General features: G+C 70.7%; 16 protein-coding genes, 1 tRNA gene and 1 pseudogene. 9 read left to right on the forward strand and 9 right to left on the reverse strand.

Annotated features, from left to right (window positions below):
- Nucleotides 1–104 precede the first annotated feature (104 nt).
- On the reverse strand, nt 105–779 hold the full coding sequence (locus tag CFW40_RS06675) for a hypothetical protein (protein ID WP_088796913.1): 675 nt from the start codon (nt 777–779) through the stop codon (nt 105–107).
- A gap of 47 nt (nt 780–826) precedes the next feature.
- On the opposite strand from CFW40_RS06675, the gene CFW40_RS06680 reads away from it, so the two are divergent.
- Nucleotides 827–1,015, forward strand: a complete 189-nt coding sequence (locus CFW40_RS06680) for a DUF5703 family protein (RefSeq protein ID WP_006607658.1) — start codon at nt 827–829, stop codon at nt 1,013–1,015.
- 85 nt (nt 1,016–1,100) lie between these two features.
- On the opposite strand, the gene CFW40_RS38665 is transcribed toward CFW40_RS06680, so the two are convergent.
- The 3 genes from CFW40_RS38665 to CFW40_RS06695 form a co-directional block, all read right to left on the reverse strand.
- Nucleotides 1,101–1,898, reverse strand: coding sequence for a chaplin (locus CFW40_RS38665; protein WP_088796914.1), 798 nt, complete (start codon nt 1,896–1,898; stop codon nt 1,101–1,103).
- 170 nt (nt 1,899–2,068) lie between these two features.
- Nucleotides 2,069–2,302, reverse strand: coding sequence for a chaplin (locus tag CFW40_RS06690; protein WP_088796915.1), 234 nt, complete (start codon nt 2,300–2,302; stop codon nt 2,069–2,071).
- Nucleotides 2,303–2,444: 142 nt separating this feature from the next.
- The gene (locus CFW40_RS06695) at nt 2,445–3,770 is read right to left on the reverse strand and encodes a M20/M25/M40 family metallo-hydrolase (protein WP_088796916.1); all 1,326 of its coding nucleotides are present in this window, start codon (nt 3,768–3,770) and stop codon (nt 2,445–2,447) included.
- A gap of 306 nt (nt 3,771–4,076) precedes the next feature.
- On the opposite strand from CFW40_RS06695, the gene CFW40_RS06700 reads away from it, so the two are divergent.
- Nucleotides 4,077–4,164: transfer RNA gene (locus CFW40_RS06700), tRNA-Leu, on the forward strand.
- Between the two features lie 263 nt (nt 4,165–4,427).
- Complete coding sequence (locus CFW40_RS06705; protein WP_218136803.1) at nt 4,428–5,063, forward strand: recombinase family protein; 636 nt, start codon at nt 4,428–4,430, stop codon at nt 5,061–5,063.
- A 68-nt stretch (nt 5,064–5,131) separates the two neighbouring features.
- Here CFW40_RS06705 and CFW40_RS06710 read toward each other — a convergent pair whose 3' ends face one another.
- The 3 genes and pseudogenes from CFW40_RS06710 to CFW40_RS06720 all read right to left on the reverse strand — a co-directional run.
- Nucleotides 5,132–5,986, reverse strand: a complete 855-nt coding sequence (locus CFW40_RS06710; RefSeq protein ID WP_088796918.1) for a hypothetical protein — start codon at nt 5,984–5,986, stop codon at nt 5,132–5,134.
- Between the two features lie 27 nt (nt 5,987–6,013).
- Nucleotides 6,014–6,724, reverse strand: a complete 711-nt coding sequence (locus CFW40_RS06715; protein WP_306427426.1) for an aldo/keto reductase — start codon at nt 6,722–6,724, stop codon at nt 6,014–6,016.
- A pseudogene (locus CFW40_RS06720) lies at nt 6,721–6,959 on the reverse strand (cupin); the annotation flags it as partial. The pseudogene CFW40_RS06720 and the gene CFW40_RS06715, both read right to left, overlap by 4 nt.
- A gap of 643 nt (nt 6,960–7,602) precedes the next feature.
- Between CFW40_RS06720 and CFW40_RS06725 the strand changes: the two are divergent.
- The 6 genes from CFW40_RS06725 (at nt 7,603) to CFW40_RS06750 (ending at nt 21,908) form a co-directional block, all read left to right on the forward strand.
- Entirely contained in the window at nt 7,603–8,868 is a 1,266-nt protein-coding gene (locus tag CFW40_RS06725; RefSeq protein ID WP_088796920.1) for an MFS transporter, read from the forward strand.
- Nucleotides 8,868–12,131, forward strand: coding sequence for a type I polyketide synthase (locus CFW40_RS06730; RefSeq protein ID WP_088796921.1), 3,264 nt, complete (start codon nt 8,868–8,870; stop codon nt 12,129–12,131). Before CFW40_RS06725 ends, CFW40_RS06730 begins: the two co-directional genes overlap by 1 nt.
- Nucleotides 12,128–19,501, forward strand: coding sequence for a MupA/Atu3671 family FMN-dependent luciferase-like monooxygenase (locus CFW40_RS06735; protein WP_305523244.1), 7,374 nt, complete (start codon nt 12,128–12,130; stop codon nt 19,499–19,501). Before CFW40_RS06730 ends, CFW40_RS06735 begins: the two co-directional genes overlap by 4 nt.
- A gap of 179 nt (nt 19,502–19,680) precedes the next feature.
- A complete protein-coding gene (locus CFW40_RS06740; RefSeq protein ID WP_088796922.1) occupies nt 19,681–20,622 on the forward strand; it encodes a pseudouridine synthase in 942 nt (313 codons plus the stop codon).
- A gap of 141 nt (nt 20,623–20,763) precedes the next feature.
- Entirely contained in the window at nt 20,764–21,438 is a 675-nt protein-coding gene (locus tag CFW40_RS06745) for an HAD family hydrolase (protein ID WP_088796923.1), read from the forward strand.
- Between the two features lie 20 nt (nt 21,439–21,458).
- Nucleotides 21,459–21,908 carry an NUDIX hydrolase gene (locus tag CFW40_RS06750; protein ID WP_088796924.1) on the forward strand — a complete coding sequence of 150 codons (450 nt, stop codon included), beginning with the start codon at nt 21,459–21,461 and terminating at the stop codon, nt 21,906–21,908.
- 64 nt (nt 21,909–21,972) lie between these two features.
- On the opposite strand, the gene CFW40_RS06755 is transcribed toward CFW40_RS06750, so the two are convergent.
- Together CFW40_RS06755 and CFW40_RS06760 are read right to left on the reverse strand one after the other, a co-directional pair.
- Nucleotides 21,973–23,592: an ABC-F family ATP-binding cassette domain-containing protein gene (locus tag CFW40_RS06755; RefSeq protein ID WP_088801944.1), complete on the reverse strand. Its 1,620-nt coding sequence runs from the start codon at nt 23,590–23,592 to the stop codon at nt 21,973–21,975.
- Between the two features lie 415 nt (nt 23,593–24,007).
- Entirely contained in the window at nt 24,008–25,474 is a 1,467-nt protein-coding gene (locus CFW40_RS06760; protein ID WP_088796925.1) for a cytochrome P450, read from the reverse strand.
- Between the last annotated feature and the right edge of the window lie 26 nt (nt 25,475–25,500).

The following is a 25,500-nucleotide window of genomic DNA, read 5'->3' on the forward strand; positions in this document are numbered from 1 at the left end:
AGCCTCCTGCCGACGGACCGGGGCAGCGGTCGGTGTACACGGATCAGGGCGCTCTGGCGGGGCTGGGGCAGGGCCTGTGGGCCAGGGCCGCCACCCCGCCCACCTCACCGTCCGCGGTCGGGCGCTTCCAGCTCGTCCTCGTCGCCCAGTTCCTCGTCGAAGACCGCGCTGACGTCGAAGCGGCACACCACCCGCTGGGGGTCCGCCTGATCGAACGGCGCGGACAGCCACTCCCCCGGTTCGGCCGGGTCGTCCGCGGCCGCCACCCACAGGGTGGAGTCGCCCTCCTCCAGGCCGAACTCCTTGTGCCGGGAGGCGATCTCGTCCGGCTCGAACTCCCCGAAGAGCACGCCCAGCGCCGCATGCACGCTGGTGCCGACGACCGCGGCGGCGTCGGCGCCGCTGCCCGCCGCCTCGTCGGCGGCATCCGGATCGAGGTCGGCGATGCGCTGGGCCTGATGCAGCAGCCGCTGCGGTTCGGCGACGGTGTAATCGCGCCGGATCAGCACGCTCAGCGCACTCGGCTCCTCCGGGCCCGCGTAGGCGGGCAGGGCATCACTCCCGGGGATCTCGAAGGGGGTGACCTCGTCGTAGGTGTCGTACAGCAGCTCGTCATAGACCTCTGCCGCCGCGGCGAGCTCGTCGAACGCGGCGTAGACGGCCGGATCGTCCTGCCCCGAGCGGCGTTCGACCGCGTCGAGGTGACGGTCCAGCGCGGCTTTGACCGCCTTGGCGGCGGCACGTACCTCGGCAGCGGAAGGCTGCGCAGCATCAGACATAGTGCAGACGCTATCCGTACCGGGGCCGGTCCCGCACAATAGATGCGATGCCGGAATACGAATTCTGCGATGTGTACGTGCCTCGGGGAGTGTCCCGGAAGGCCGCCACTCGCCTGCTGACCGACCATGCCGAGTACGGACACTGGGAGTTGGACCGACTGCGCCTGAACCCGGACGGGAGCCGCAAGGTGCGGCTGCGCCGCCGGATCATCCGCCAGCTCCGTGCCACATGGTGAGCGCCACCGGCGCCTGAGCACGGCAGAGCGGGCCCCGCTTGGGCAGGGCCCGCTCGTGGAGCGCCGGTGCGCTATGTCGTGCTGCTCACCGGCGGGCGGCGCGCGCCTTGCGGTAGATCAAGGCGCCCCCGAGCAGCAGTCCGGCGCTGGCCGGAATCGCGTAGCCGACCCCTCCGGCACCCGTCTGCGCGAGGTGACCGACGGGCTTGGGGGGCGTCACGATCTGGCTGTGCCCCCCGGTCTGCGGCTTCGTCCCCGGCGTGTGCGGCGACTGCTGGCTGGGCTTGCCCGGCTGGTGAGGCTTGCCCGGGTGGTGGGGCTTACCGGGCTGGTGAGGCTTACCGGGCTGATGGGGCTTGCCCGGGTGATGCGGCTTGCCGGGCTCGTGCGGCTTGCCCGGGTGGTGCGGCCGGCCCGGGGCCGGCGTCGACCCATTGGCGCAGTGGTTGCCGAAGGCCGGGTTCAGCAGCCCGGCCGCCGAGACGCTGTTGCCACAGGCGTTCACCGGTACGTCGACCGGAGCCTGGACACTGTTGCCCGACGCGACACCGGGCGAGTTCGAGGCCCCGCCCGCGGCGTTCGCACCGCCCTGGTGTCCGGACTGGTGACCACCCTGGTGTCCGCCGATGTGCCGACCACCGCCGACGTTGGCGCAGTGGTTGCCGAACGCGGGGTTCAGCAGCCCGACGACATTGACGGTGTTGCCACAGGCGTTCACCGGTACGTGCACCGGTACCTGAACACTGTTGCCGGATCCGACGCCGGGCGAGTTCGCCGCGCCTCCGGCGGCTCCCGCGTCGGCCTGTGCATAGCCGGCGGCCATGGCGAGTACGCCACTGGCGGCCGCCATGGTGATCAGGCCCTTTCGTGCGACCTGTCTCATAGGTTGTTCCCCTGCCTAGTGCCTTACAGGAATACGGGCAAGTGAGGATCCTCGGAAGAATCCACCGGCCCGCCGAAACCCAGCGGCTCCGGAATGTGGTGCGCCTTCCGGAGCCGGACCGAGTCAGACCCTTACCGGGTGCAAATACAACGCCAAAGGACGCCAGAAGGTCACTTGTTGACGCAGCCCTCGCCGAACGCGGGGTTCAGCAGCCCGATCACGGAGACCGTGTTGCCACAAGCGTTCACCGGAACGTGTACCGGCACCTGGATGGTGTTGCCGGAAACCACACCAGGAGAGTTCAGGGCAGCGCCCTGGGCACCCGAGTCAGCAACGGCCAGGCCCGCACCGGCGAGCACGACACCACCGGCCACTGCCGCAGCGGCGACGACCTTCTTGATCATTATTCCTCCTTGTAGGCAATACGATCCCAGCCGCGGACCGCACTCACTGCAACGAGAAAAATGCTGTTGAAGCTACGAACACATCGGTGCGTTCACCCTTTTCAGCGAAGCCGGTGCGAAAGGCAGGAAATCCGCGCCGAATTCAGCTCTGGTCGATGAACCGGTCGAGCACCCGGACCCCGAACTTCAGTCCGTCCACCGGCACCCGCTCGTCCACACCGTGGAACATTCCTGCGAAGTCCAGCTCCGGCGGCAGCTTCAGCGGGGCGAAGCCGAATCCGCGGATCCCGAGATCGTCGAAGGACTTGGCGTCCGTGCCGGCGGAGAGCATGTACGGCACGGCGCGCGCGATCGGGTCCTCGGCCTGCAGCGCCGACTGCATCGCCTCGACCAGCGCACCGTCGAAGGTGGTCTCCAGCGCCTTGTCCGCGTGGACGTCCTCCCGCTTCACCCGCGGGCCCAGGATCCGGTCCAGGTCGGCCAGGAACTCCTCCTCGTGGCCCGGCAGGAACCGGCCGTCGACATGGGCGGTGGCCTGCCCCGGGATGACGTTGACCTTGTAGCCGGCACCCAGCTGCGTCGGGTTGGCGGTGTTCTTGAGCGAGGCGCCGATCAGCTTGGCGATGCCGCCGAGCTTGGCCAGCGTGGCGTCCATGTCCTCGGGGTCGAGCTCGGTGCCCAGCGCGTCCCCGAGCTGGTCGAGGAAGGAGCGCAGCGTCTTGGTCACGCGCACCGGGAACTCGTGCCGGCCCAACCGGCCGACCGCCTCGGACAGTTCGGTGATCGCGTTGTCCTTGTGGATCATCGAACCGTGACCGGCGTTGCCGTCCACCGTCAGCTTCATCCAGTGCATGCCCTTCTGGGCCGTCTCGATGAGGTAGAGCCGCACCTGCTCGTTGACGGTGAAGGAGAAGCCGCCGACCTCGCTGATCGCCTCCGTGACGCCCTCGAAGAGGTGCGGGTGATGGTCGACGAGGTAGCGCGCGCCGTAGGTGCCGCCCGCCTCCTCGTCCGCGAGGAACGCCAGCACGATGTCGCGCGGCGGCTTGCGGCCGGTGCGCAGCCGGTCCCGGACGACGGCGAGCGTCATCGCGTCCATGTCCTTCATGTCGACCGCGCCCCGGCCCCAGACGCAGCCGTCGGCGATCTCCCCGGAGAACGGGTGGTGGGTCCAGTCGTCGGCGTTGGCCGGCACCACATCGGTGTGTCCGTGGATGAGCAGCCCCGGCCGCGAGCGGTCCTCGCCCTCGATCCGGGCGACGGTCGAGGCGCGGCCCCTGTGGGACTCGAAGATCTGCGGCTCCAGGCCGACCTCGGCGAGCTTCTCCGCGACGTACTCGGCGGCGGCCCGCTCCCCCGGGCCCGAGTGGTCGCCGTAGTTGCTGGTGTCCATCCGGATCAGATCCCGGCACAGGTCGACGACCTCGTCCTCACCGGTCACCGCACGGCCCGACTGCGACTCGCTCATGCGGCGCCCTCGCTTCGCCCGGCCCCGCATGCGCGGGGCTCCCACCTCTCCATGGTTCGCTCGCGGAGCTGACTCACGGTGCCTCCTCTGGCTTCACGGCCGCGTCACGCACCCCTCAGAGCACGGCCCACGGCGGGTCCACTGCCATCCTCCACCCGTCGCCCGCTGTACCCAAGGCCGCAATACTCCCGACATGCGCTGGTCACAGCCCCGCTTCCGGCCGAATGCAGGGGTGATCGACCACCCGCGAACGTTTGCTATTGTTTTCCACGTCGGAACGGCCCAGGCCGCACCGGCAGACACCTTGTCCGGGTGGCGGAATGGCAGACGCGCTAGCTTGAGGTGCTAGTGCCCTTTATCGGGCGTGGGGGTTCAAGTCCCCCCTCGGACACCAGCTGAGACCCCAGTTCATCTGGGGTCTTCTGCTTTCCAGGACTGTGGCGTGACCAACCACGTGACCAACAGCCTGGCGAATCCCCAGGTCAGACCAGGGATGACAGGCTGAGTCGGCCGGCACCGGAGGCGGCGAGCTTCTGCGCTCCGTCCCTACGAGAGTGGCCGTACCGGGCCATCGTGTAGTTCGGCGAGTGGTGCCGGCGTTCGCAGAAACCTCTACGGGGTTCTCCCCGGCCTCCAGATCTTGCTGTGCCTCCAGTCGTGGATGCGGAAGTCCTCGGGCAGGTGCAGCCGGGTCCGGAGCGTCAGCCCACCGGGCCGAAACCTTCTCGTTGCTCCACGGTCGGGCAGGAACTCCAGTCACATTTGGACATGCTCGCCCGTGCCGACTGCACCCGCGTCTTCTCGGAGAAGACCACTACCCGTGTGAAGGAGCGGCCGGAGTTGGAGAAGGCACTCACGCCGGCACGGGAGATCAAGGCAGCCGCGCCGAATCAGCCGGTCATCCTGATCGTCGCCGAGATGAAGCGGCTTGCCCGGAGTGCGGCAGAGCTGATGACGCTGTCGTCCACGCTTCAGGCGGACGGCATCCAACGGGAACTCCTGTCCGGTCCCCTTCAAGGCGTGTACGACCCGAATGGGGCAGGTGCCATCGTGTTCGCCGTGCTCGCCGTGAGTGCCGAGGTGGAGCGGGAAGGCATCCGGGAGAAGGCGTTGGAAGGGCTGGACGCTGCGGCCCGCAAGGGCAACGTCGGTGGGCGTCCGACCGTCGTGGACGAGGACAAGTTGGCCGTGGCCCGCGCCCGGTACCTCAAGGGAGAGAGCGTCACGTCCATCGCCAAGGCCCTGGGAATCGGTCGTGCCACCTTGTACCGCCACCTGGGAGAGAGCGCCTGAGACAGGCGCACACGGACACAGGCAGGCCCCCGGCATCACGTCGGGAGCCGCTGTGATGCACCGGGCTGTCAGGTGCTGACCTCGGAGTGCACCGGGACCGATGGCCGAACGCCTGTGAGTGACTCCGCCCGAGCGAGAAGGCGCGGGGCCAAGTCCGGGTACCAGCCACGGGCTACGGCTTGCAGCATCTCCGCCAGGGCAGCGAGTTCTCCGACTCGGCCGGCTGGGGTGTCCAGGACCGAAGCGAACTCCAGCCGGATACGGTCCGCCACGTCGGGAACGAGAAGGCTGTTCGCGTGGAGAAGACCCGCGTCGTAGCCGTAGGGCACGCGGCCCCACCGCTCCCAGTCCAGCAGGGTGAGGGGCATGGTTGTGAGGTTGCCCCAGTGCAGGTCACCGTGTCCGGTCACCCGCTCCACCTTGGCAGGGGCAGGGATGCCGAGGAACTGGGGGAAGGCGCGCTCGATCCACCCGTCGCGGACAGTGGCCCTCGCCCCCTCCGCCCCAGTGAGCAGGGCCAGGGCTCGGCGCAGGTCGACCCACCACTCGTCAGGCAAGTGGGGGTCGTGGTGCAGGTCGGCCCGCTCCGGGGACACGACGGGATGTGTCACGTAGCCGAGGACTTCGGCCTCGAAGGCCCACTCGCCGTCGGTCCAGTCGTACACCTCGTACAGGCGCGGTCGCGGGACAGCGTCAGGCACCAACAAGGAGGCCCCCACGATGCCCTCCCCCTGCTTCCTGCCCGCGTTCCTCTCAGCGGTCCGGCTTACCCGGAGCCACCGGTTCCCGGCCTGCCGACCGAGTGTGACGCCCTGGAAGCCCCACGCCAGCGGGCCCATGCACGTGAGACCCAGAGCCTTGGCCGCCCGGTCGTGAGCGGCCTCCATCAGGGTCTGTACGTCCTCACTCGGCGGCGAGTTCATCGGTCACCCTCCTCAGTTCCTCCGCCGTCAGGGGCGCAGCCAGAGCCTTCGCCGCATCGTCCCAGTGTTCGCGCGTGCTCGCGTGGTCAGCCCCGCGTCCTTCGCCTGCACCAGCGGTCCGCCGCCGTCGAGCGCCTGCCTGATCAAGTCATCCATGATCAGACTGACGGGCATCTGCAACCCCGTGAAGTGGTGTTCGGTGGAGCCCGCCGCCTGTCGGACGAGCGCGAGCAACTCGGGAACTGTGAACGCTTCGGAGGTCAGGCCCGTCCAGGTGGCGACGCCGTACCCGCCGATCCTGCCTGCATGGGCGAACTCCTCCAACGCCGTGAAGGCTTCCCGCATACGCCAGTGCAGAGCAGCCCGGTCAAGGCCGTGCCCGTGGTGTTCGGGGTTGTGCACGAACGCCAGATCCACGCGGCCGAGCACGGCCAACGAGCGCTCCGTCTGCCAGTGGACGAAGCCCGGTTCAACGCTGTGCCGGCCGGCCGCCTCTTCCTGGGTGAGCACGCCCTCAGCCAGGGCGGTGCGGCCTTGCGCCTCCGTGAAGAACCCCGTCTTCGTAGCTACCCGCACACTCGGGGACTCCCCGAGAACCGGGCGCAGCTCCTCATGCGCCCGACCGTGGGCGTAGTTGGGTGCCGTGTCCACCCAAGGGCTACCGGCAGCCAGGGCGGTGCGTGCCGCCTGACTGACGGCACGCACGCGGTATGTCCCCAGGGAGAGAGCGGCGGTCACAGCGCGGTCCCCACGACCGCGACGGCATGGCCCTCGATGAGGGCGGAGACCAGCTCGGCCACGACCTTGATCTCCAGTCCGGTGAAGTCGGCCATCTCGCCGAGCGTGGTCGGCTGACCGGTCAGCAGCGCGCCGAGGACGGGCGCGGCCGACTCGGTGAAGTCCCAGGCGGTACCGGCCGCCGAGAACGTGACCGTGCTGTGGGCGGGGTTGCCGTCAGACGGCCCCGAGGGGTATTCCCGGAGCCCCTGTCGAGCTGGTGCGGTCCCCGCAGGCGTGAAGCGGAGCAAGGTAATCCAATTTCCCTTTTCCCCGGCCCCGCATCCCGCTCGTCAAAAGGGAATGCGTCCTAAGACCGCCGGAAATCGACCGGATTCCAGCGCGGCTGACCAGAAGCCTTGATTGGCAGGGGCGCACATGCTTGACTGGCGAATGAGTAGCCGCTCGGGGCCTCTTCTGTTGCCGCCTTGAGCCGGGGGATGTGAGTCTGCGGCATTGGCGCCTCGATGCGAGCGTTGATACCGGCCGACTCGGCGGGGATTTCGGGTGCCATGGTGCAAGCACTCCATGGATGGCACGGTGAAGTATCGGGGGATGATGGGGGAGTTGGCGAAGGAGATGCCGTAAGAGACCTCGGGACGCGCGCGCAGGCTGCGGTTCGAGCCGGACGCCGAAACCGTGCATACACCACGTGACCTGGGACTTCAGCAGCGCGGGGAATCGGCAGTTCCTCATATGCCTCCGTGTTGGTTCCCATCCGTCTCCCCTTATCGAGCCGTGCGCTCCGCTTTCCCTCAGCTTGTCCAGCGACGAGGAGAGCAAACCGTTCCACCTCTATTCATCGGTTCTCGGCCTTCAGCAGACCAGAGGAAACGCGAATGGGATACTTCCGTCTGCTCGTCGTCGGGAATGGAATCTCGGCGTACGGCAGTTACCTGAATTTGGTGGCCCTGAACGTCTTCATCTACGACGTCACGGGCAGCGCGTTAGCCGCCGGACTCTTCATGGCCGTACGCCTCGCGACCAGCTTCGCGTCGGGCTTTGTGAGCGGCCGCCTCGTCGCGGCTTACGACCGCAAGCGCCTGATGGTCGGCGCCGACCTCTGCCAGGCCGTCTCGCTGCTGACGCTGCTGCTCGCCCCTGAGGGGACGCGCGCCACGCTGCTCTACTTCCTCGCCGTGGTCACCGGCGGTTGCTCGACGCTCTCACAAGTGGCTCTGCGCAGCAGCATTCCGGAGATCGTCGGCAGCGAGCACCGGGCACGCGCCAACGGTCTGCTGGTCGTCGGCCGGTCGCTGGCCATGATCGTCGGTTTCGCCTCGTCGGGCGTGGTGGTGGCGCGGTACGGCTACTCCACGGCCTTCGCGCTGGACGCCGTGACCTTCGTGATCTCTGCGACGATCATGTTCCTGCTGCCCGTACGGACCAGGGCGAAGGCGCCGCAAGAAGCCACCGAAAGCGGTGCGGAGCATGCCTCCCGCGCCACGGCGTGGACGGTCCGGATGCTGCTGCGGACGGCGCCGCTGCTGATGGTGATGATCGCAGTGCGAGCGGTGGACGGGCTGGGCTCCTCTTCCCACAACATCGCCCTGCCCCTCTATTCCCACGGCCTGGACCCCGGCCATCCGGCCACCTTCATCAGCCAGTTCTGGGCCACCTGGGCGATCGGCAACATCGTGGCCCAGCAACTGTTCGGCCGGGTCGCCAAGAGGACCGGCCGGACGCCGGGCGAGCAGGCGTTCGCGCTCGGGGCATGTGTGATGTCGGCGGGCTTCATCGTGGTGTTCTGCGGGCTTCCCACCGTGCCGGCCATCATCGCCGCGCTCATCGCGGGGGCGGCCGATGGATTCACCGAGACCGTGTACGTCACGAGGCTGCAAGCCGCCCCTGACAAGCAGCGCGGTCGCCTCTTCGGGCTCTCCGCCTCGGCCGAGAACGCCGGCTTCGGTCTGGGGATGCTCGTCAGCGGGGCACTGCTGGAGACCTTCTCGCCGCTGCAGGTGGTGGCGTCCTTCCACGGCCTTGCCATCGTCCTGTGCGCAGTCCTGCTCCTGGTGAGCATGCGACGGGCCGGCGCGGCCGCCCGGCGCACGGAGGAACCGGTCCGCCCGGACGTGCCGGCAGCGGCGGAGGGACGCAGCTGATGACGCTACGCAACCCCGACCCTCGCATGGCTGTCATCGGCATGGCCTTCCGGCTGCCCGGTGCCGACACTCCCGAGGAGTTCTGGCGCATCATCCGCGACGGCACGGACCGCATCACCCGGTTCACGGAAGAAGAGCTGGCTGCCGCCGGTATTCCTGCTGAGCAGTACCAAGCGGCGGATTTCGTCGGCGCGTCCGGTGTGGTGGAGGACATCGCCGGATTCGACGCCACGCACTTCGGGATGAGCGCCCGCGAGGCCCAGCTCACCGACCCTCAGCAGCGCATGTTCCTGGAGTGCGCCCAGCACGCCCTGGAGAACGCCGGATACCCGGACGAGCGGGACGGCCACCGGGTGGGTGTCTACGCCAGTACGGGCTACCACCTGTACGCCCTGCGGAGCTACTTGCTCCACCACGTGCTGCCCGGCCAGGCCGTCGACGACTGGATGGCGGGGATGCAGATCACGATCGGCAACCACAACGATTTCACGGCCACTCGCGTCGCCTACCGGCTCGGTCTCACCGGACCGGCCCTCAGCGTGCAGAGCGGGTGCTCCAGTTCCCTGGCCGGAGTGCAACTCGCCGCACAGTCGCTGCTCATGGGCGACTGCGACATAGCCCTCGCCGGAGCGGCCGCCGTCCATGTGCCGCAAGTACTCGGCTATCGCTACGTCAAGGGCTCGATTCTCTCCAGGTCCGGCCGCCTGCGCCCCTTCGACGCCGACGCGGACGGGACGGTCGGCGGTACGGGGGTGGTGGCCGTCGTGCTGAAACGGCTGGAGCGGGCCGTCGCCGATGGCGACACCATCCATGGCGTCATCCGCGGCTGGGGCATCGGCAACGACGGTGCCGGCAAGAAGGCGTTCACCGCCCCCAGCGCCCAGGGCCAGCGCACCTCCATTCGCCAGGCTCTGGAGCGTGCGGGTGTCGGCGCGGAGACCATCGGCTACCTGGAGACCCACGGCACCGGCACACACAAGGGTGACCCGATCGAATTCGACGGCGCCACCGCCGCGTACCGCGAGGACACCGACCGCACCGGCTACTGCGCCCTAGGCTCGGCCAAGGCCAACATCGGCCATCTCGACGCGGCCGCCGGAGTGGCCGGACTGATCAAGACCCTCCTGGTCCTGAAGCACGGCGTCATCCCGCCGATGGCGAACTTCAGCAAGCCCAACCCCGCCATCGGCCTGGACCACAGCCCGTTCTACATTCCCCGGACCGCCCGACCGTGGCCGGAGAGCGACACCCCGCGCCGTGCGGGCCTCTCCTCCCTCGGTGTCGGCGGCACCAACGTCCACCTCGTCCTCGAACAGGCCCCCGACCCCACGCCCCGGTCCGGCACCGCCGCTGCGCCGGACCTACTCCTGGTCTCGGGGAGCACCGAGGAGGCCCTGGCAGCCAACGCCGGCGCCCTGCGCGACCGCCTGCGGCAGCAGCCCGGCACACACCTGGCGGACCTCGTCACCACCACTGCCCTCGGCCGCGTCCACGGCCGGCACCGGCTCGCTGCCCGGGGCGCGACCCCGGTCGCTCTCGCCGACGTCCTCGACGCATGGCTGAGCGGCACCAACCCGGCAGCGGTGACGACGGGAACGCCACCGCCGGAAGGCTTGGCCCGCGTGGCCTTCCAGTTCACCGGGCAGGCCAGCCCCTACCCCGGCATGGCCACCGCCCTGTACGAGCGCTTTCCCACCGTACGCAACGTGCTCGACACCTGTGAGCGCCGTTACCGCGACCTCACCGGCGGCTCCCTGCTCACCGGGCTGCTCGGGAACGGCTCGCACACGGGCGGGCCCTGGCACACCGACACGGCGCAGCCCGCCCTGTTCGCGCTGCAGTGCGCCCTCGTCCAGCTGTGGCGCGACGCCGGTATCGCTCCTGACGTCGTGGCCGGGCACAGCGTCGGCGAGTTTGCGGCGCTCCATGCGGCCGGAGCCCTGTCGCTCGATGAGGGGCTTCGTGTCACCGCCGCTCGCGGCCGGCTGATGCAGCAGCGCTGTCTGCCCGGTGCGATGACCGCGGTAGCGCTCGACCGGGAGGCTGCCCAGGCGCTGGCTGCCGAGGTGCCGGGCCTGGAGCTGTCCGTGACCAACGGGGAGCGGGCAAGGGTGCTCGCCGGGCCCGCCACGGCCGTGGACCGGCTGGACGCCCTGCTCGACGAGCGCGGCATACCGGGCGAGCGGCTGCCCGTGGCGCGCGCCTTCCACACGGCCTTGATGGAGCCGATGCTGGACGATTTCCGGACGGTCCTCGGCGAGGTGGCCTTCCGGCCGCTGCGCATCCCGTTCGTCAGCGGGCTCGACGGCATGACACGCCCGCCCGGGTGGGCCCCGGACGCCGCGTACTTCCTCCGGCACACCCGTGAGCCGGTCCGCTTCGACGAGGCGCTGCACGGCATCGGCCGGCACCGGCCCGATGTGCTGCTGGAGATCGGACCGCACACCACCCTGAGCGGCCTGGCACGCCGGGCGCTGCCGAGCGTGCGGTCGTTGCCGTCCCTGCGGCGTGGCACCGCGCTCGGCGCGCTCTGGGGCGCGGCGGCCGCGTTGCACTGCGCGGGAGCGGACATCGACTGGCGTGCGCTCCTGGCGGGCTGCGGGGGCAGGCGGATACCGCTGCCCGGATACCGCTTTCAGCACAAAGACCACTGGGCAGGGCCGGAGTTGCCGGTCCTGCCCGCCAGAACCCCAGAGATAGATGGAGCCGCAGTGGGACAGCACGAGGCAGTGATGGAGCGGATACGTCGAAGCATCACCGAGTCGACGGCGCGGCACCTCAGCCATGATCCATCGGCCATCACCAGCGACACCTCCTTCTTCGACCTCGGCGCCGACTCCTTGCAGATGATCAGCGTGCTGCGCGAACTGGAGCAGGAGCACCAGGTCAAGGTGACGATGCGAGAGCTGTTCGAGGAGACGGGCACGCCGGGCCTGCTGGCGAAGCTCATCGCCGACCGGCTTCCTGGAGCGAAGACGGCGGCGCCGGAGCACGTGGCGGAGCGGGCCTGGGCTCCGGAGCCGGTCGACCGGCGCTCCCCCGCCGCACGCGAGCCGGTGGCTGCCCATGCCCAGTCCGTTCCGGAGCCCCCGCCCGTCGCCACCGCTCCCGACTACGCCACTCGCCAGGAGCTGGAAGACCTCGCCCACAAGCTTCACCAGCTATCGCAAATACAGCTGCAGATGATGTCCCAGCTCTCCCAGTTGCTCGCGCTCCAGGCCGCTTCGGTGACGCTCGGGGGCAACGGCAAGGCAGCCGAGTGACCGGGGTGAACGGCGTCCGTGCCGCCCTTGACCAGGACCTGGCGGCGATGGCCGGACTCTCGCGGCGCATCGCCGAGCAGATGGGCGCCGGGGCACCCGCCGCGGGGCGACCTGCTGAGCCGCACGCCGTGCACGGCCCCCGGGTGACCGTCCCGCGTGCCTCCGGCATGATCCAGGGCACCTCGCCACGTTCCCAGCAGCAGCATCTGGACGACCTCGTACGCCGCTACACCGCCAGGACCCCGACATCGAAAGGGATCGCCCAGCGCTACCGCCGTGTTCTGGCCGACAGCCGTGCCGTCGTCGGCTTCCGCAGCAGCACCAAGGAAATGCTCTACCCCCTTGCGAGCCGCCGGGCGAGCGGCGCGCGGCTGGAGGACGTCGACGGCAACGAGTACGTCGACATCACGATGGGCTTCGGCGTGCTGCTCTTCGGCCACGAGCCGGCCTTCGTCAGCGAGGCCGTCCGTGAGCACCTGTCGCGGGGCATCCAGCTCGGCCCCCGCACCACCGAGACCGGCGAGGCGGCCGAGTTACTGGCCGAGCTGACCGGCCTGGAGCGGGTGGCGTTCGCCAACTCCGGTACGGAAGCCAACTCCGCAGCCATCCGCCTGGCCCGCGCGGCCACGGGACGGGGCAAAGTCGTCACCTTCCTGGGGGCGTACCACGGCCATGCCGACAACGTCCTCGGCCGCCCCCCGGGCGCAGGGACGGAGCGCGCCACCGTGCCCGTCTCCCGCGGTATCCCGCACAGTGCCGTCTCCGATCTGCTGGTGCTCGATTACGGCAGCGACGCAGCCCTGGAGGCGATCGAGCAGCAGGCCGCGGAGATCGCCGCCGTCGTGGTGGAGCCGGTGCAGAGCAGACACCCCTCTTTGCAGCCCGTCGAGTTCGTGCGGAAGCTGCGCGAGCTGACCCGCCGCCACGGCATCGTGCTGATGTTTGACGAGATGCTGACCGGCTTCCGCCCGGCGCTGCGGGGGGCGCAGGAGCTGTACGGCGTCCGCCCGGACCTCGCCACCTACGGCAAGCTGCTCGGTGGCGGCTTCCCCATCGGAGCCATCGCGGGCCGTGCCGACATCATGGACGGCGTCGACGGCGGCTACTGGTCGTACGGCGACGACAGTTACCCGCCCGCTGACACCACTTTCTTCGGCGGTACGTACATCCAGCACCCGGTGTCGATGGTCGCCGCGCGGGCCGTTCTCACGCACCTCAAGGAGCACAGCCCGCGCCTGCAGGAGCAGCTCAACGCGCGTACCGCCGGACTGGCCGCCACGCTCAACGGCTTCTTCGAGGCCGAGGAGTTCCCCCTGCGGATGAGCCACTTCGGCTCCCAGTTCCGTTTCGAGCACCGCGCCGACATGGAGCTCCTTTACCACCACTTGATGCTGCGCGGGGTGCATGTCTGGGAGTGGCGCAACTTCTTCCTGTCCACCGCCCACTCGGACGGCGACATCGAGTTCCTCGCGGATGCCGTGCGGGGCGCGCTGCGCGAGCTGCGGTCGGCGGGCTTCTTCCCGGGCAGCCGTCCCGCGGCCCCGAAGACGGTGGTCCCGAAGACGGTCGTTCCGAAGGCAGTGGTTCAAAAGGCAGTGGCACCGGAGCCGGCCGCACCCACAGCGGCATCTGCCACGCCGGCCGCCATGACCCGGAACACCGCCGCGGCCACCGCACTTTGCCCGGCTCCCGCGAACGGGCCCGCGCCCCGCACCCCCGACTTCAGCGTCTACTTCTTCGGCGACTACCCACAGGACGCCACCACGCCCCGGCACGGCAAGTACGAACTCCTCATGGAGACGGCGCGCTTCGCCGACCGGCACGGCTTCCACGCGCTGTGGATGCCCGAGCGCCACTTTCACTCCTTCGGCGGCCTCTTCCCCAACCCGGCGGTGCTCGCCGCCGCGCTGTCCCGTGAGACCGAGCGCATCCGGCTCAACGCCGGTTCCGTGGTGCTGCCGCTCCACGACCCGATCCGGGTGGCGGAGGAGTGGTCGATGGTCGACAACCTCTCCGGCGGGCGTATCGGCATCGGCGTTGCCAGCGGCTGGAACGCCAAGGACTTCGTCTTCTTCCCCGACCGCTTCGGCCGGCACAAGGAGGTGATGTACGAACAGGTGGAGCGGGTGCGCAACTTCTGGCGCGGTGAGGCGCTACGGCGCACCACCGGTGACGGCGAGGACGAGGTGCGGCTCTTCCCCCGGCCCGTGCAGGACGTCCCGCCCATGTACACCGCGGTGGTCGGCAACCCGGAGTCGTACGAGCTCGCCGCCCGCCACGACCTGGGCATCGTCACCAACCTGATGACGCAGAGCGTCGAACAGCTCCAGGAGAACATCACCCGCTACCGCCGCGCCCGCGCCCGGCACGGCCTGGATCCGGACGCCGGCCGGGTGGCCGTCCTGCTGCACACCTACCTCGCGGCAGACGACGACACCGCGCGGACCGGGGCGTACGAACCGCTGTCCCGCTACATGCGCGCGTCCCTGTCACTGTTCAGCGGCGTCACCAACAGCCTCGGGCACAGCGTCGACCTGGCCGCCCTCAGCGAGGACGACCTGGCAACGGTGTTCCGCCGCGCGTACGGCCGCTACTGCGACCAGCGGGCCCTGATCGGCACGGTGGACAGCGTCGGCCCGGTGGTGGACGCGGTGACCACGGCGGGCGCCGACGAGATCGTCACCCTGGTCGACTTCGGTGTCGCGCCGGACGAGCTGCGCGCGGGCCTCCCCCACATCGCCGCGTTGCGCCGTCGCTACCTGGAGAACCCGGAGAAGCCTGCTGCCCCGGCAGCCTCCACGCCGGCCGCTGCCGCCGCCGTGCCGGCCGCCGCCCCCGCCCCCGTGCCTCGTGAGGCGCCGCTTTCGCCGGGCCAGGAGCGGATCTGGTTCCTGGAGCGGCTGCTCCCAGGACGTACCGCCTACAACGAGGTCAAGGCGATCCGCCTCGAGGGCCCGCTCGACGTGCCTGCTCTGCGTGCGGCTCTGCACGGCCTCATCGCCCGCCACGAGGGGCTGCGCACGGTCTTTTGGGAGACGGGAGGTGAGCCGCGGCAGGTGGTGCAGGCATCGGCCCGGCCGGACTTCGAGGTCGTGGACGGCACCAGCCGTCCGGAGGCCGCGGCCTTGGAGGTCCTGGCGGCGGAGAGCGCCCGCCGTTTCGATCTGGCGGCCGGCCCGCTGTTCGTCAGCCGTCTGGTCAGAGTTGCTGACGACGAGCACGTCCTCGTCCTCTCCCTCCACCACATCGTGGTCGACGCGGCCTCCGCCACCGTCCTGGCCCGCGACCTGTCCGCCCTCTACCGCGCCGCACTCGACCGGACTTGCCCCGCTCTGCCGACGATGGCCTGGAGCTACGCCGATCACGCTTGCGAGCAGGCGGCATCCGCGGACGACCCCAAGGCCGCCGAGGACCTGGGCTACTGGCTCCATGCGCTCGGCGGTGATCTGCCCGTATTGGACCTGCCCACCGACCGGCCGCGCCCCGCAACGATGACGTCCAACGGCCGGGCGGTCTTCCGCACTCTCGATCCCGGTCTCTCCCGACAGCTCCGGGAACTGAGTCGTCAGCACCGGAGCACCCTGTTCATGACCCTGCTCGCCGGGTACGCGGCGATGCTGCACCGGGTCACCGGTCAGGAAGACATCGTCATCGGCGTCCCGGTCTCCGACCGGCCTCAGCGGGCCGAGGACCTGCTCGGATTCTTCGTCAACACCCTTGCGCTGCGCTTCGATCTCTCCGGCGATCCCGGGTTCGGCGAGCTGCTGGACCGGGTGCGTACCGTCGCTCTCGACGCGTACGACCACGCCGACGTGGCGTTCGAGACGGTGGTCCGCGAGCTCGCCCTGCCACGGGTGGTGGACCGTACTCCGGTGTTCCAGGTGCTCGCCGAGTTCCAGCGCAGCGAACCGTTCCGCTTCGAGCTGCCCGGCATCGTGGCCACGCCCCTGGACGCCGGTCCGGACAAGGCCCTGACGGATCTCACCCTCTACTTCACCGACCAGCCCCAGGGCATCCGCTGTCACCTGGAGTACAACACCGACCTGTTCGATCCGGACACCGTCGAGCGGTTCTTCACCACCTTCCGGGACCTGCTCGCGGCGGCGGTCGACACCCCCCGGACACCGCTGTCCCGGCTTACCGCAGTGGCCGCCTGCGGGGAGCCCGTACCGGAGTCCTGGCAGCGCGGCCCTTCCCGTACGTCGCCGGACACCGCTGTGCACGAGCTGGTGGGCCGGCAGGCCGCCGAAGTCCCGGGCCGCACGGCGGTCATCAGCGGCGACACCGTGCTGACCTACCGTGAACTGGACCGGAGGGCCGAGCAGTTGGCCGCCGTACTCCAGGAGCAGCACGCGGAGGACAGCTCCGATGACGTGGTGGCCCTGTGGCTGCCACGCTCCGCCGATCTCGTCGTAGCCATGCTCGCGGTACTCAAGTCGGGCCGCGCCTACGTGCCGCTCGACCCCTCCCTCGGCCGGGCGCGCGCCCAGCAGGTGATCGTCGAGTCCGGGGCCCGGATCGTGGTGTCCACGCCGGCCGAGGCGGCCGCACTGGCGCTGCCCGGCCAACTGACCACCGTGGCACCCGACGCCACCCCGCGGCGGCCCCGTCGCGCCGCGGCCGCCACGGACCGCGAGTCCCTGTGCTGCGTCCTCTACACCTCCGGCAGCACCGGCACACCCAAGGGCGTCGCGGTGCCACACCGCAGCATCGTCGACCTGTGCCGGTGGCACCACCGGCGCTTCGCCTTCACCACAGCCGATCGCAGCGCCGTCGTCTGCAGCCAGAGCTTTGACGCCTCGGTCCTGGAGATCTGGCCGGCACTGACCGCGGGCGCCTCGGTCACGATCGCCGACGAGGCGGTCCGCAAGGACCCGCTCGCCCTCTCCCAGTGGTACGCCGAGCAGGGCGTCACCTTCTCCATCCTTCCCACGGCGCTGGGCGAAGCGGTGCTGCAGCTGCCGCCCGGCAACCAGCCGCCACTGCGTCATCTGCTGCTCGGTGGTGACGTGTTGCGCACCCGCCCGCGGCCCGAGGCACCGTACGAGACGGTGAATGTGTACGGGCCCACCGAGGTCACGGTGCTGTGCACGGTGGAGACCGTGGCCCCTCAAGGCTCTCCCCCGGCCGACGGGCCGATCGCCATCGGCCGCCCGGTCGACAATGTGCGCCTGCGCGTGGTCGACGAGTCGGGCAGCCCGGTGCCGGTCGGAACCGTGGGGGAGTTGTTGGTCGGCGGCCCGGGTGTGGCCCTCGGCTACCTGCACCGGCCCGGATGCACCGAAGAGCGCTTCTGGCCCGACCCGGACGGCGGCCCGGCCGCCCGCCTGTACCGCACGGGCGACCTGGTGCGCTGGACCACGGACGGAAAGCTCGAGTTCCGCGGCCGGACCGACGACCAGGTGAAGATCCGCGGTTTCCGGATCGAGCCGGAGGAAGTCTCCCGCGTACTCAACAGCCTGGACGGCGTGCGCGAGGCGGCCGTGCTGACCCGCCGCAACGAACGGGACGAGGCGTATCTCGCCGCCTACGCCGTCCCCGCCGACCCGGTCGGCGAAGCCGCCGACGACCGGCAGGCGTTCGCCGACCTCATGGCCGACGAACTGGCGGCCCGGCTGCCCGAGTATTTCGTGCCGCGCGCCTGGCAAGTCCTCACCGGGCTGCCCCTGACAGGCAACGGCAAGCTGGACCGCGCGAAGCTGCCGCCGCCCGACCTCGTCGCCGCGGCACCGCGACGGGAACGGCATGCCACCGGTGAGGAGACGGGTGCCGGCCCCGGCACAGGCAGCGAGCCCGGCCCCCGCACCACCGTCGAGCGGCGGATACGGGAGCTCTGGGCAGCCGAGTTCGCCCTCGACGCCGACGGCCTCGGGGCCAACGCCTCGTTCTTTGACCTGGGCGGCCACTCGATCACCGTGATGCGGCTGGTCAACCGGGTCCGGGAGGAATTCGGCACCGAGTACCCCATGGCGCGGTTCTACCAGGAGCCCACGCTGCGGGCCATGACGTCCTATCTCACCGGGGAAGCAGGAGAGGCCCAAGCGTCCGGAGCCGACCACGGGAGCGGCGCCGTCGAACGCCGGGCGCCCGCTACCGAGCAGCAGGCGCGCTTCGCCTCGGTTCACGCCCGTCACCCTCTTCCGCAAGTCTTCAACGTCGCCATGCGGATCACCTTCTCCGGGGCCCTGGACGTGGCGGCGCTGCGCACCGCACTGACCCGGCTCACGGAACGGCACGAGGGGCTGCGGACCCGCCTTGCCAAGGACGGCGAAGGCTGGCAGCAGGAGGTGCTTCGTCCCCGGCCGGTGGACCTCCCCGTCGAGGACCTGACCGCCCGGCCTCCCCAGGAGCGGGATGCCGCCTTGGCACGCGCCGGCGCCGAGGCCGCGGAGACCCCGCTCGACCCCGTCGCCGGCGTTCCGATGACGGTTCGCCTGCTGCGCACCGGCGAGAAGACGTGGGTGCTGCTGTTCGCCCTGCACCATGCCCTGTGCGACGGATGGTCCGTCAGCCTGCTGCTGAAGGAGCTGGCCGCGCTCTACACCGCGGCCATGACGGATACCCCCCACACCCTGACCCCCGTGCCCTATCAGCCCATCTCGTACGCGCAGTGGCAGCGCGACCACGCCGATGCAGCCGCCGACGAGCGGAAACTGGATTTCTGGCTGCGCCAGTTGGACGGCGTTGACTTCGGAGTCGACCTGCCGCTCGACCGGCCACGCTCGACGACCGCGAGCGGGCAGGGCGGGATGGTGATGTTCACCGTCCCGGCCGAGCTGCGTACCGCCGTGGAGCAGCTGGCCAGGCAGCGGCGCACGACCCCGTTCGTGGTCACCGCGGCGGCCCTGGGCCGGATGCTGTCGCGGAAGTCCGGGCAGCCGGACGTCTTGTTCAACATTTCCTACGCCAACCGTGAGCGCCGCGACTTCGAGTCGCTGGTGGCCTGTGCGACCACAGGGTTTGCACTCCGGGTGCGCAATGGCGCGGCCGGTCCCTTTGCCGCTCTGACGGACCAGGTCGCCCGTACCACTGTGGAGTGCATCGATCAGGTCATGCCGGTACGCCGGATCGCCCCGGTGATGCGGGAGCGAAAGGGCATCCCCATGCCTGACCAGCTGGCTGTCGGCTTCGCCTACCAGAGCTCGCTGGATACCGACATCGAGCTACCGGGGCTGACCACGACCGTCGAGGATCTTGCCCCGGCCGCATCCCGGACAGACCTCACCGTCGGGCTCGTGCCCACCGGGGGCGTACTCGCGGGTTTCATGGAGTACTCGGCCGACCTGTGGGACCGCGCGACCATCGAGGGGTGGGCCCGTGACTACGTCGAGCTCCTGCGGAGGGAGGTGCGGCAAGCTCACGGCGGCTGAAGGACAAGAAGGCCGGGGTCCACCGGGCCCCGGCCACCTTGAATGCCCTGGTCACCGCCTGTGTGCGGCCCGCAGCCCGGGGCCCGCGGCCCGGCGCTGCCGTGGACACGGAGCGGGCGGGCCCCGAGCCGCCCCGGACCCGCTTTGCGTTGTCGGCCCGGCTGGGGTTCTCTTGCCGGGTGAGACGCAGATCCCCGGTTCCTCCCGCCCCGCTCCCCCAGCGTGACGGTATCGATCCCGTACGGGTGCGGCTGCCCGCCGATCCGGAGGGGGTGTGGGGGACGGTCCGGGAGCATCTGGTCGACCGGTTCCAGGGGGCGATCGGGGCGCGGCGGGTGGACGCGATGCTGGGCGCGGGGCGGTTCGTCGGGACCGGCGGTGCGCTGAGCGGGGCGGAGCCGTACGAGCCCGGGCGGTACGTCTGGTTCCACCGGGACTTCGCGCCGGAGGTGCCGGTGCCGTTCGAGGTGCGGGTCGTCCACCGCGACGAGCGGATCGTGATCGCCGACAAACCGCACTTCCTCGCCACGACGCCGCGCGGGCGGCACATCACCGAGACCGCGCTGGCCCGGCTGCGGCGCGAGCTGGAGCTGCCCGCGCTGCAGCCCGCGCACCGGCTCGACCGGCTCACGGCGGGGCTGGCGCTGTTCGTCGTACGGCCCGGGGACCGGGGCGCGTACCAGGGCCTGTTCGGCGGGCGGCGGGTGCGCAAGGAGTACGAGGCGGTGGCGCCGTACGACGCGGCGGTGGCGCTGCCGGTGACCGTGCGCAGCCGGATCGTGAAGGAGCGCGGGGTGATGGCCGCGCGCGAGGAGGCCGGCGCGGTCAACGCGGAGAGCCGGATCGAGCTGGTGGAGCGGCGGGGCGGGCTGGGCCGGTACCGGCTGCTGCCCGCGACCGGCCGCACCCATCAGCTGCGGGTCCATATGAACGGCCTCGGGCTGCCGATCCTCCACGATCCGGTCTATCCGGTGGTCGCGGACCCGGACCCGGACGACTTCAGCGCGCCGCTCCAACTGCTCGCGAAGGTACTGGAGTTCACCGATCCGGTGGACGGCAGGACGCGGCGGTTCGAGAGCCGGCGGCGGCTGGCGGCGTGGGACCCGGCCCCGGTGGCATGACCGGGGGCCGGGAGGCGGGCGCCGCATCGCCGGGTCCGGACCGACGCCGAGCCGCACGGTATTTGCGGTGCGGTCGGCCGCCGGGTGTGCCTAAGGTGCGCCGGTCGGTGGAGTGGGTGCGGGAGAGGGACGGGCGGGCGCATGCTGATTTTCGATGCGGATGACACGTTGTGGGAGAACAACGTGGTCTTCGAGCGGGTCATCGACGAGTTCCTGGAGTGGATGACGCACCCCGGACTCGACCGGGCCGGGGTGCGGGCCGTGCTCGACGGGATCGAGGCGGCGAACGCGGTGACCCTGGGATACGGCAGCAAGGTGTTCCTGCACAGCCTCGGCGAGTGCGTGGCGCGGCTGCGGGGCCGGGCCGCGACGGCCGAGGAGGCGGCGCGGATCTCCGGGTGGGCCGGGGCCTTCGACGGGGACCGCGTGGAGCTGATTCCCGGCGTCGCCGAGACCCTGGCCGAACTCGCCCGGCGGCACGATCTGCTGCTGCTGACGAAGGGGGACACCGAGGAGCAGCAGCGGAAGATCACGGCCTCCGGGCTGACCCGGCACTTCCGCGGCGTCCACATCGTGGCGGAGAAGAACACCGCCACCTATGAGGAGCTGACCCGCTCCTACGACCTGGAGCCGGGCTCGGCGTGGATGATCGGGAACTCCCCCAAGTCGGACATCCTGCCGGCCCGTTCCGCGGGCCTGAACGCGGTGTTCATCCCGCACGACCACACCTGGGTCCTGGAGCACGGGGAGCTCGACCCCGCCGACGAGAAGGTGCTGCGGCTGTCGGCGTTCGGTGACCTGCTGCGGCACTTCTGAGGCTGAGAAGGGCGGGAGAGATGACGGTGGCGGGGCCCGGGGTGTCCTGTGTCTTCGTGTGCCATGACGGCGCCGGGCGGGTGTTGCTGGCCCGGCGGAGCGCGGGGGCCAGGGATGAGCCGGGGACGTGGGACTGCGGCGCCGGGGCGCTGGAGTTCGGTGAGTCCTTCGAGACGGCCGTGGCACGGGAGGTGCGCGAGGAGTACGGCGTGCGGCCGCTCGGCATCGAGCAGATCGGGGTGCGCAATGTGCTGCGCGGCGATCCGGTCGACTCGCACTGGGTCGCGGTGGTCTTCGCCGTACGGGTGGCGCCGGCCGGGGTGACGATCGGCGAGCCGCACAAGTTCGATGCGCTCGCCTGGTGCGCTCCCCATGAGCTGCCGGTGCCGCTGCATTCGCAGTGCGGTGCGGCTCTGGAGCTGTTCGGCGCGGTGCCCGGTGCCCGGCGGGCCGGCCGGGGGCGGGACTGACGCGGGACGGGGGCCGCCGATGGGGCGGGGCGGGGGGCGTCTCCCCCGCCCCGCCCCGTTTCGTCTACAGCGGTGCGATGTCGGTCAGTTCACCGTCCTCCAGGGCGAGCCGGCGCGTGATGCCGATGTCCCTCAGGAACGCCGGGTCGTGGCTGACGACGAGGAGCGCGCCCTCGTAGGACTCCAGGGCCGTGACCAGCCGGCGGACCGATGCTAGGTCGAGGTTGTTGGTCGGCTCGTCGAGCATCAGCAGCTGCGGGGCCGGTTCGGCCAGCATCAGCGCGGCGAGCGAGGCGCGGAAGCGTTCGCCGCCGGAGAGCGTGCCGGCCTGCTGGTCGGCCCGTGCGCCCTTGAACAGGAAGCGGGCGAGCCGGGCCCGGATGCGGTTGTTGGTGGCGTCCGGGGCGAACCGGGCGACGTTCTCGGCCACGGTCAGCGCGGGGTCGAGGACGTCCAGCCGCTGCGGCAGGAAGCGGAAGGGGACATGGGTCTGTGCGACGCCCTCCTGCGGGGGGATCTCCCCGGCGAGGGTCCGCAGCAGGGTGGTCTTGCCGGAGCCGTTGCGGCCGGTCAGCGCGATGCGTTCGGGGCCGCGGACCTCCAGCTCGGCCTGGGCGCCGTAACGGGTGCGCAGGGCGTGCAGGGTGAGCACCGTGCGGCCCGGCGGCACGGCGGTGTGCGGCAGGTCGATGCGGATCTCGGCGTCGTCCCGGACCGCCTCGGCCGCCTCGTCCAGGCGCTCTCTGGCCTCCTTGAGGCGTTCGGTGTGCAGGATGCGGTGCTTGCCCGCGGATACCTGGGCCTCCCTCTTGCGCTCGTTCATGACGATCTTCGGTTCGCGCTTGTTGGCGTTCATCTTGTTGCCGTAGCGCACCCGGCGGGCCAACTTGACCTGGGCGTCCGCCAGTTCGCGTTTCTGGCGCTGGACGTCGGCCTCGGCGGCCCGCACGGTGCGCTCGGCCGCTTCCTGTTCGACGGCCAGGGCGTGTTCGTAGGCGCTGAAGTTGCCGCCGTACCAGTGGATCTCCCCGTCGCGGAGGTCGGCGATCCGGTCGACGAGTTCGAGGAGTTCACGGTCGTGGCTGACCACGACGAGCACGCCGGACCAGCCGGTGACCGCGTCGTACAGCCGCTGCCGGGCCGGTCCGTCGAGGTTGTTGGTGGGCTCGTCGAGCAGCAGGACGTCCGGCCGGCGCAGCAGCAGGGCCGCCAGCCGCAGCAGGACCCCCTCACCGCCGGACACCTCGCCGATGGTGCGGTCGAGGTCGAGGCCGGGCAGCCCGAGCTGGTCGAGGGTGGCGCGGGCGCGTTCCTCGACGTCCCAGTCGTCGCCGATGGCGGTGAAGTGTTCCTCGCTCGGGTCGCCGCCCTCGATGGCGTGCAGGGCGGCGCGCGCGGCGGCGATGCCGAGCGCTTCGTCGACCTTCAGGTGCGTGTCGAGCGGGGCGTGCTGCGGGAGGTAGCCGACCTCGCCGGCCACCTTGACGCTGCCCGAGGTCGGGGAGAGTTCGCCCGCGATCAGCTTCAACAGGGTGGACTTTCCGGCCCCGTTGGAGCCGATGAGGCCCGTACGGCCGGGGCCGACGGCCAGCGGGAGGCTTTCCAGGACGGGACTGCCGTCGGGCCAGCTGAAGCCGAGGCCGGTGCAGACGATGGCCGCGGAGGACGCGGAGGTGGGTGGCATGGACACAGGGGTCTCCTGGGCGCGAAGGGGTGTGGGGAATGCGCTGGGAGACACCGCACCGTCGGCGCGTCGTCAAAACGCCGGGTGCGTCGGGTACGCCGTACGTACGCCGAGGTCGCGGACGGGCCGCGCGAGGCATGAACCGCCGCTCCGGATACCGGAAGCGCAGGGCGGATCACCGTCGCGGGCGCGGTGCCTCAGGACCTCAGACGAGCAACGGCCTTCTCCGATCGGCGGCAATGGGACCGGGGTTGACGATACGGGGGACGCCGCCGAAACGCAAACGCTATTTCCGTTGCGTTTATTATTTGGGGTTGGGTTGCGGTTGCGGTTGCGGTTGCGTTGACGGTTGCGCTCGTGTTCCGCCCTGCGCGTCGTTTCCGCTGTGCGTGCGGCGTCCCCGGATCTCGGTCCCCTACTCCCCGGCTCCGTCGCGCGGGCGCAGGCGCACCCGGGCCGGGCCGGTGGCTTGGAGGGTGATCCCGGCGGCGACCGGCACCTCCTGGTCCACGGCTTCGAGTTCGTACGTCCGCAGCAGCACGGCCAGCGCCAGCACGGACTCCAGCATCGAGAAGTGCGCCCCGATGCAGGCGCGCGGCCCGCCGCCGAACGGGAACCAGGCGTAGCGGTGCCGCTCCGCCTCCCGTTCTGGTGCGAAGCGCCGCGGATCGAAGCGCTCCGGGTCCTCCCACAGCTCCGGGCTGCGGTGGGTGACCCAGGGCGCGACGACCACATCGGCACCGGCCGGGATGCGGTATCCGCCGATCTCCGTGGCGGCCACGGCCCGGCGGCTGATGACGGGCGCCGCCGGATACAGGCGCATGGACTCCTTCAGCGCCTGGGTCAGATACGGCAGACGGTCCAGGTCGGCGGCCGTGGGGGTGCGCTCGCCCAGCACCCGGTCGATCTCCTCGCGCACTCTGTGCTGCTCCTCGGGGTGCCGGGCGAGGAGGTGGAGGGTGAACGCGAGGGAGGTCGCGGTGGTTTCGTGCCCCGCCAGCAGGAAGATCAGGACCTGTTCACGGACCTCGGTCGCGTCGAGGGAACCGTCCTCGTCGTTGCCGGCGGCGGCCAGCAGGGACAGCAGGTCGTCCCCGGCGTCCCCGGCATCCCTCCCGTCCGCCTCGTCCGCCGCCTCCGGGGCCGCCCCGCGCGCCGCCCGCCGGTCCGCGATGATGCGGTCGCAGAGGGCGTTCAGCTCGTCGGTGGCGGCCCGGGCCCGCAGGTTCGCGGGGGTGGGCCACTCCCGCGGGACCTTCACGGGTACGTAGGCACGCCGGACGACATAGGCGTTGATGACCGGGGCGCACCGGTGGAAGGCGTCCTCGGCCGCCGCCGCGTCCAGGCCGAACAGGATCCGGGCGACGGTGCGCAGCGCCAGCCGGTTCATCTCGGGGACCAGGTCCACGGTCTGGCCCCCGGCGGTGTGCCAGCGTTCGGCTGAGGTGCCGGCCTCGGTCGTGATCGCCGCGGCGTAGCTGTCGACCCGGCGTTTGGTGAACAGCGGCTGCACCAGCCGCCGCTGTCTGAGGTAGTCGGAGTCCTGGCTGGTGAGCAGGCCGTTGCCGAAGGCCTGCCGGACCTCCTCGTAGAGCGGGTGGTCCTTGCGGAAGTTGGCGGCCTGGGAGCCGAGGATCTGCTGTACGCCCTCGGGCGCGAAGACCGCATGGAACACGCTGCGCAGACCGGGCGGGCCGGCCACCAGCCGCACCACATCGCCGTGCGTACGCCGCGCGTTGACGAAGGTGGTGAGGGAGTCGCGCCGCAGGTCGAGCATCGAGCCGAGCACCGGGAGACCGGCCGGGCCGGGTATCGCGCTCTCCGGTGCGGGACCGGGGTGAGGGCCGGGGTGAGGGTAGGGCTGGGGGTCTGTGAGGGGCATGCCGGATGTCTATCCCGCGGAACCGG

This window comes from Streptomyces sp. 2114.4 (assembly GCF_900187385.1).
Taxonomy (GTDB): Bacteria; Actinomycetota; Actinomycetes; order Streptomycetales; family Streptomycetaceae; genus Streptomyces; species Streptomyces mooreae.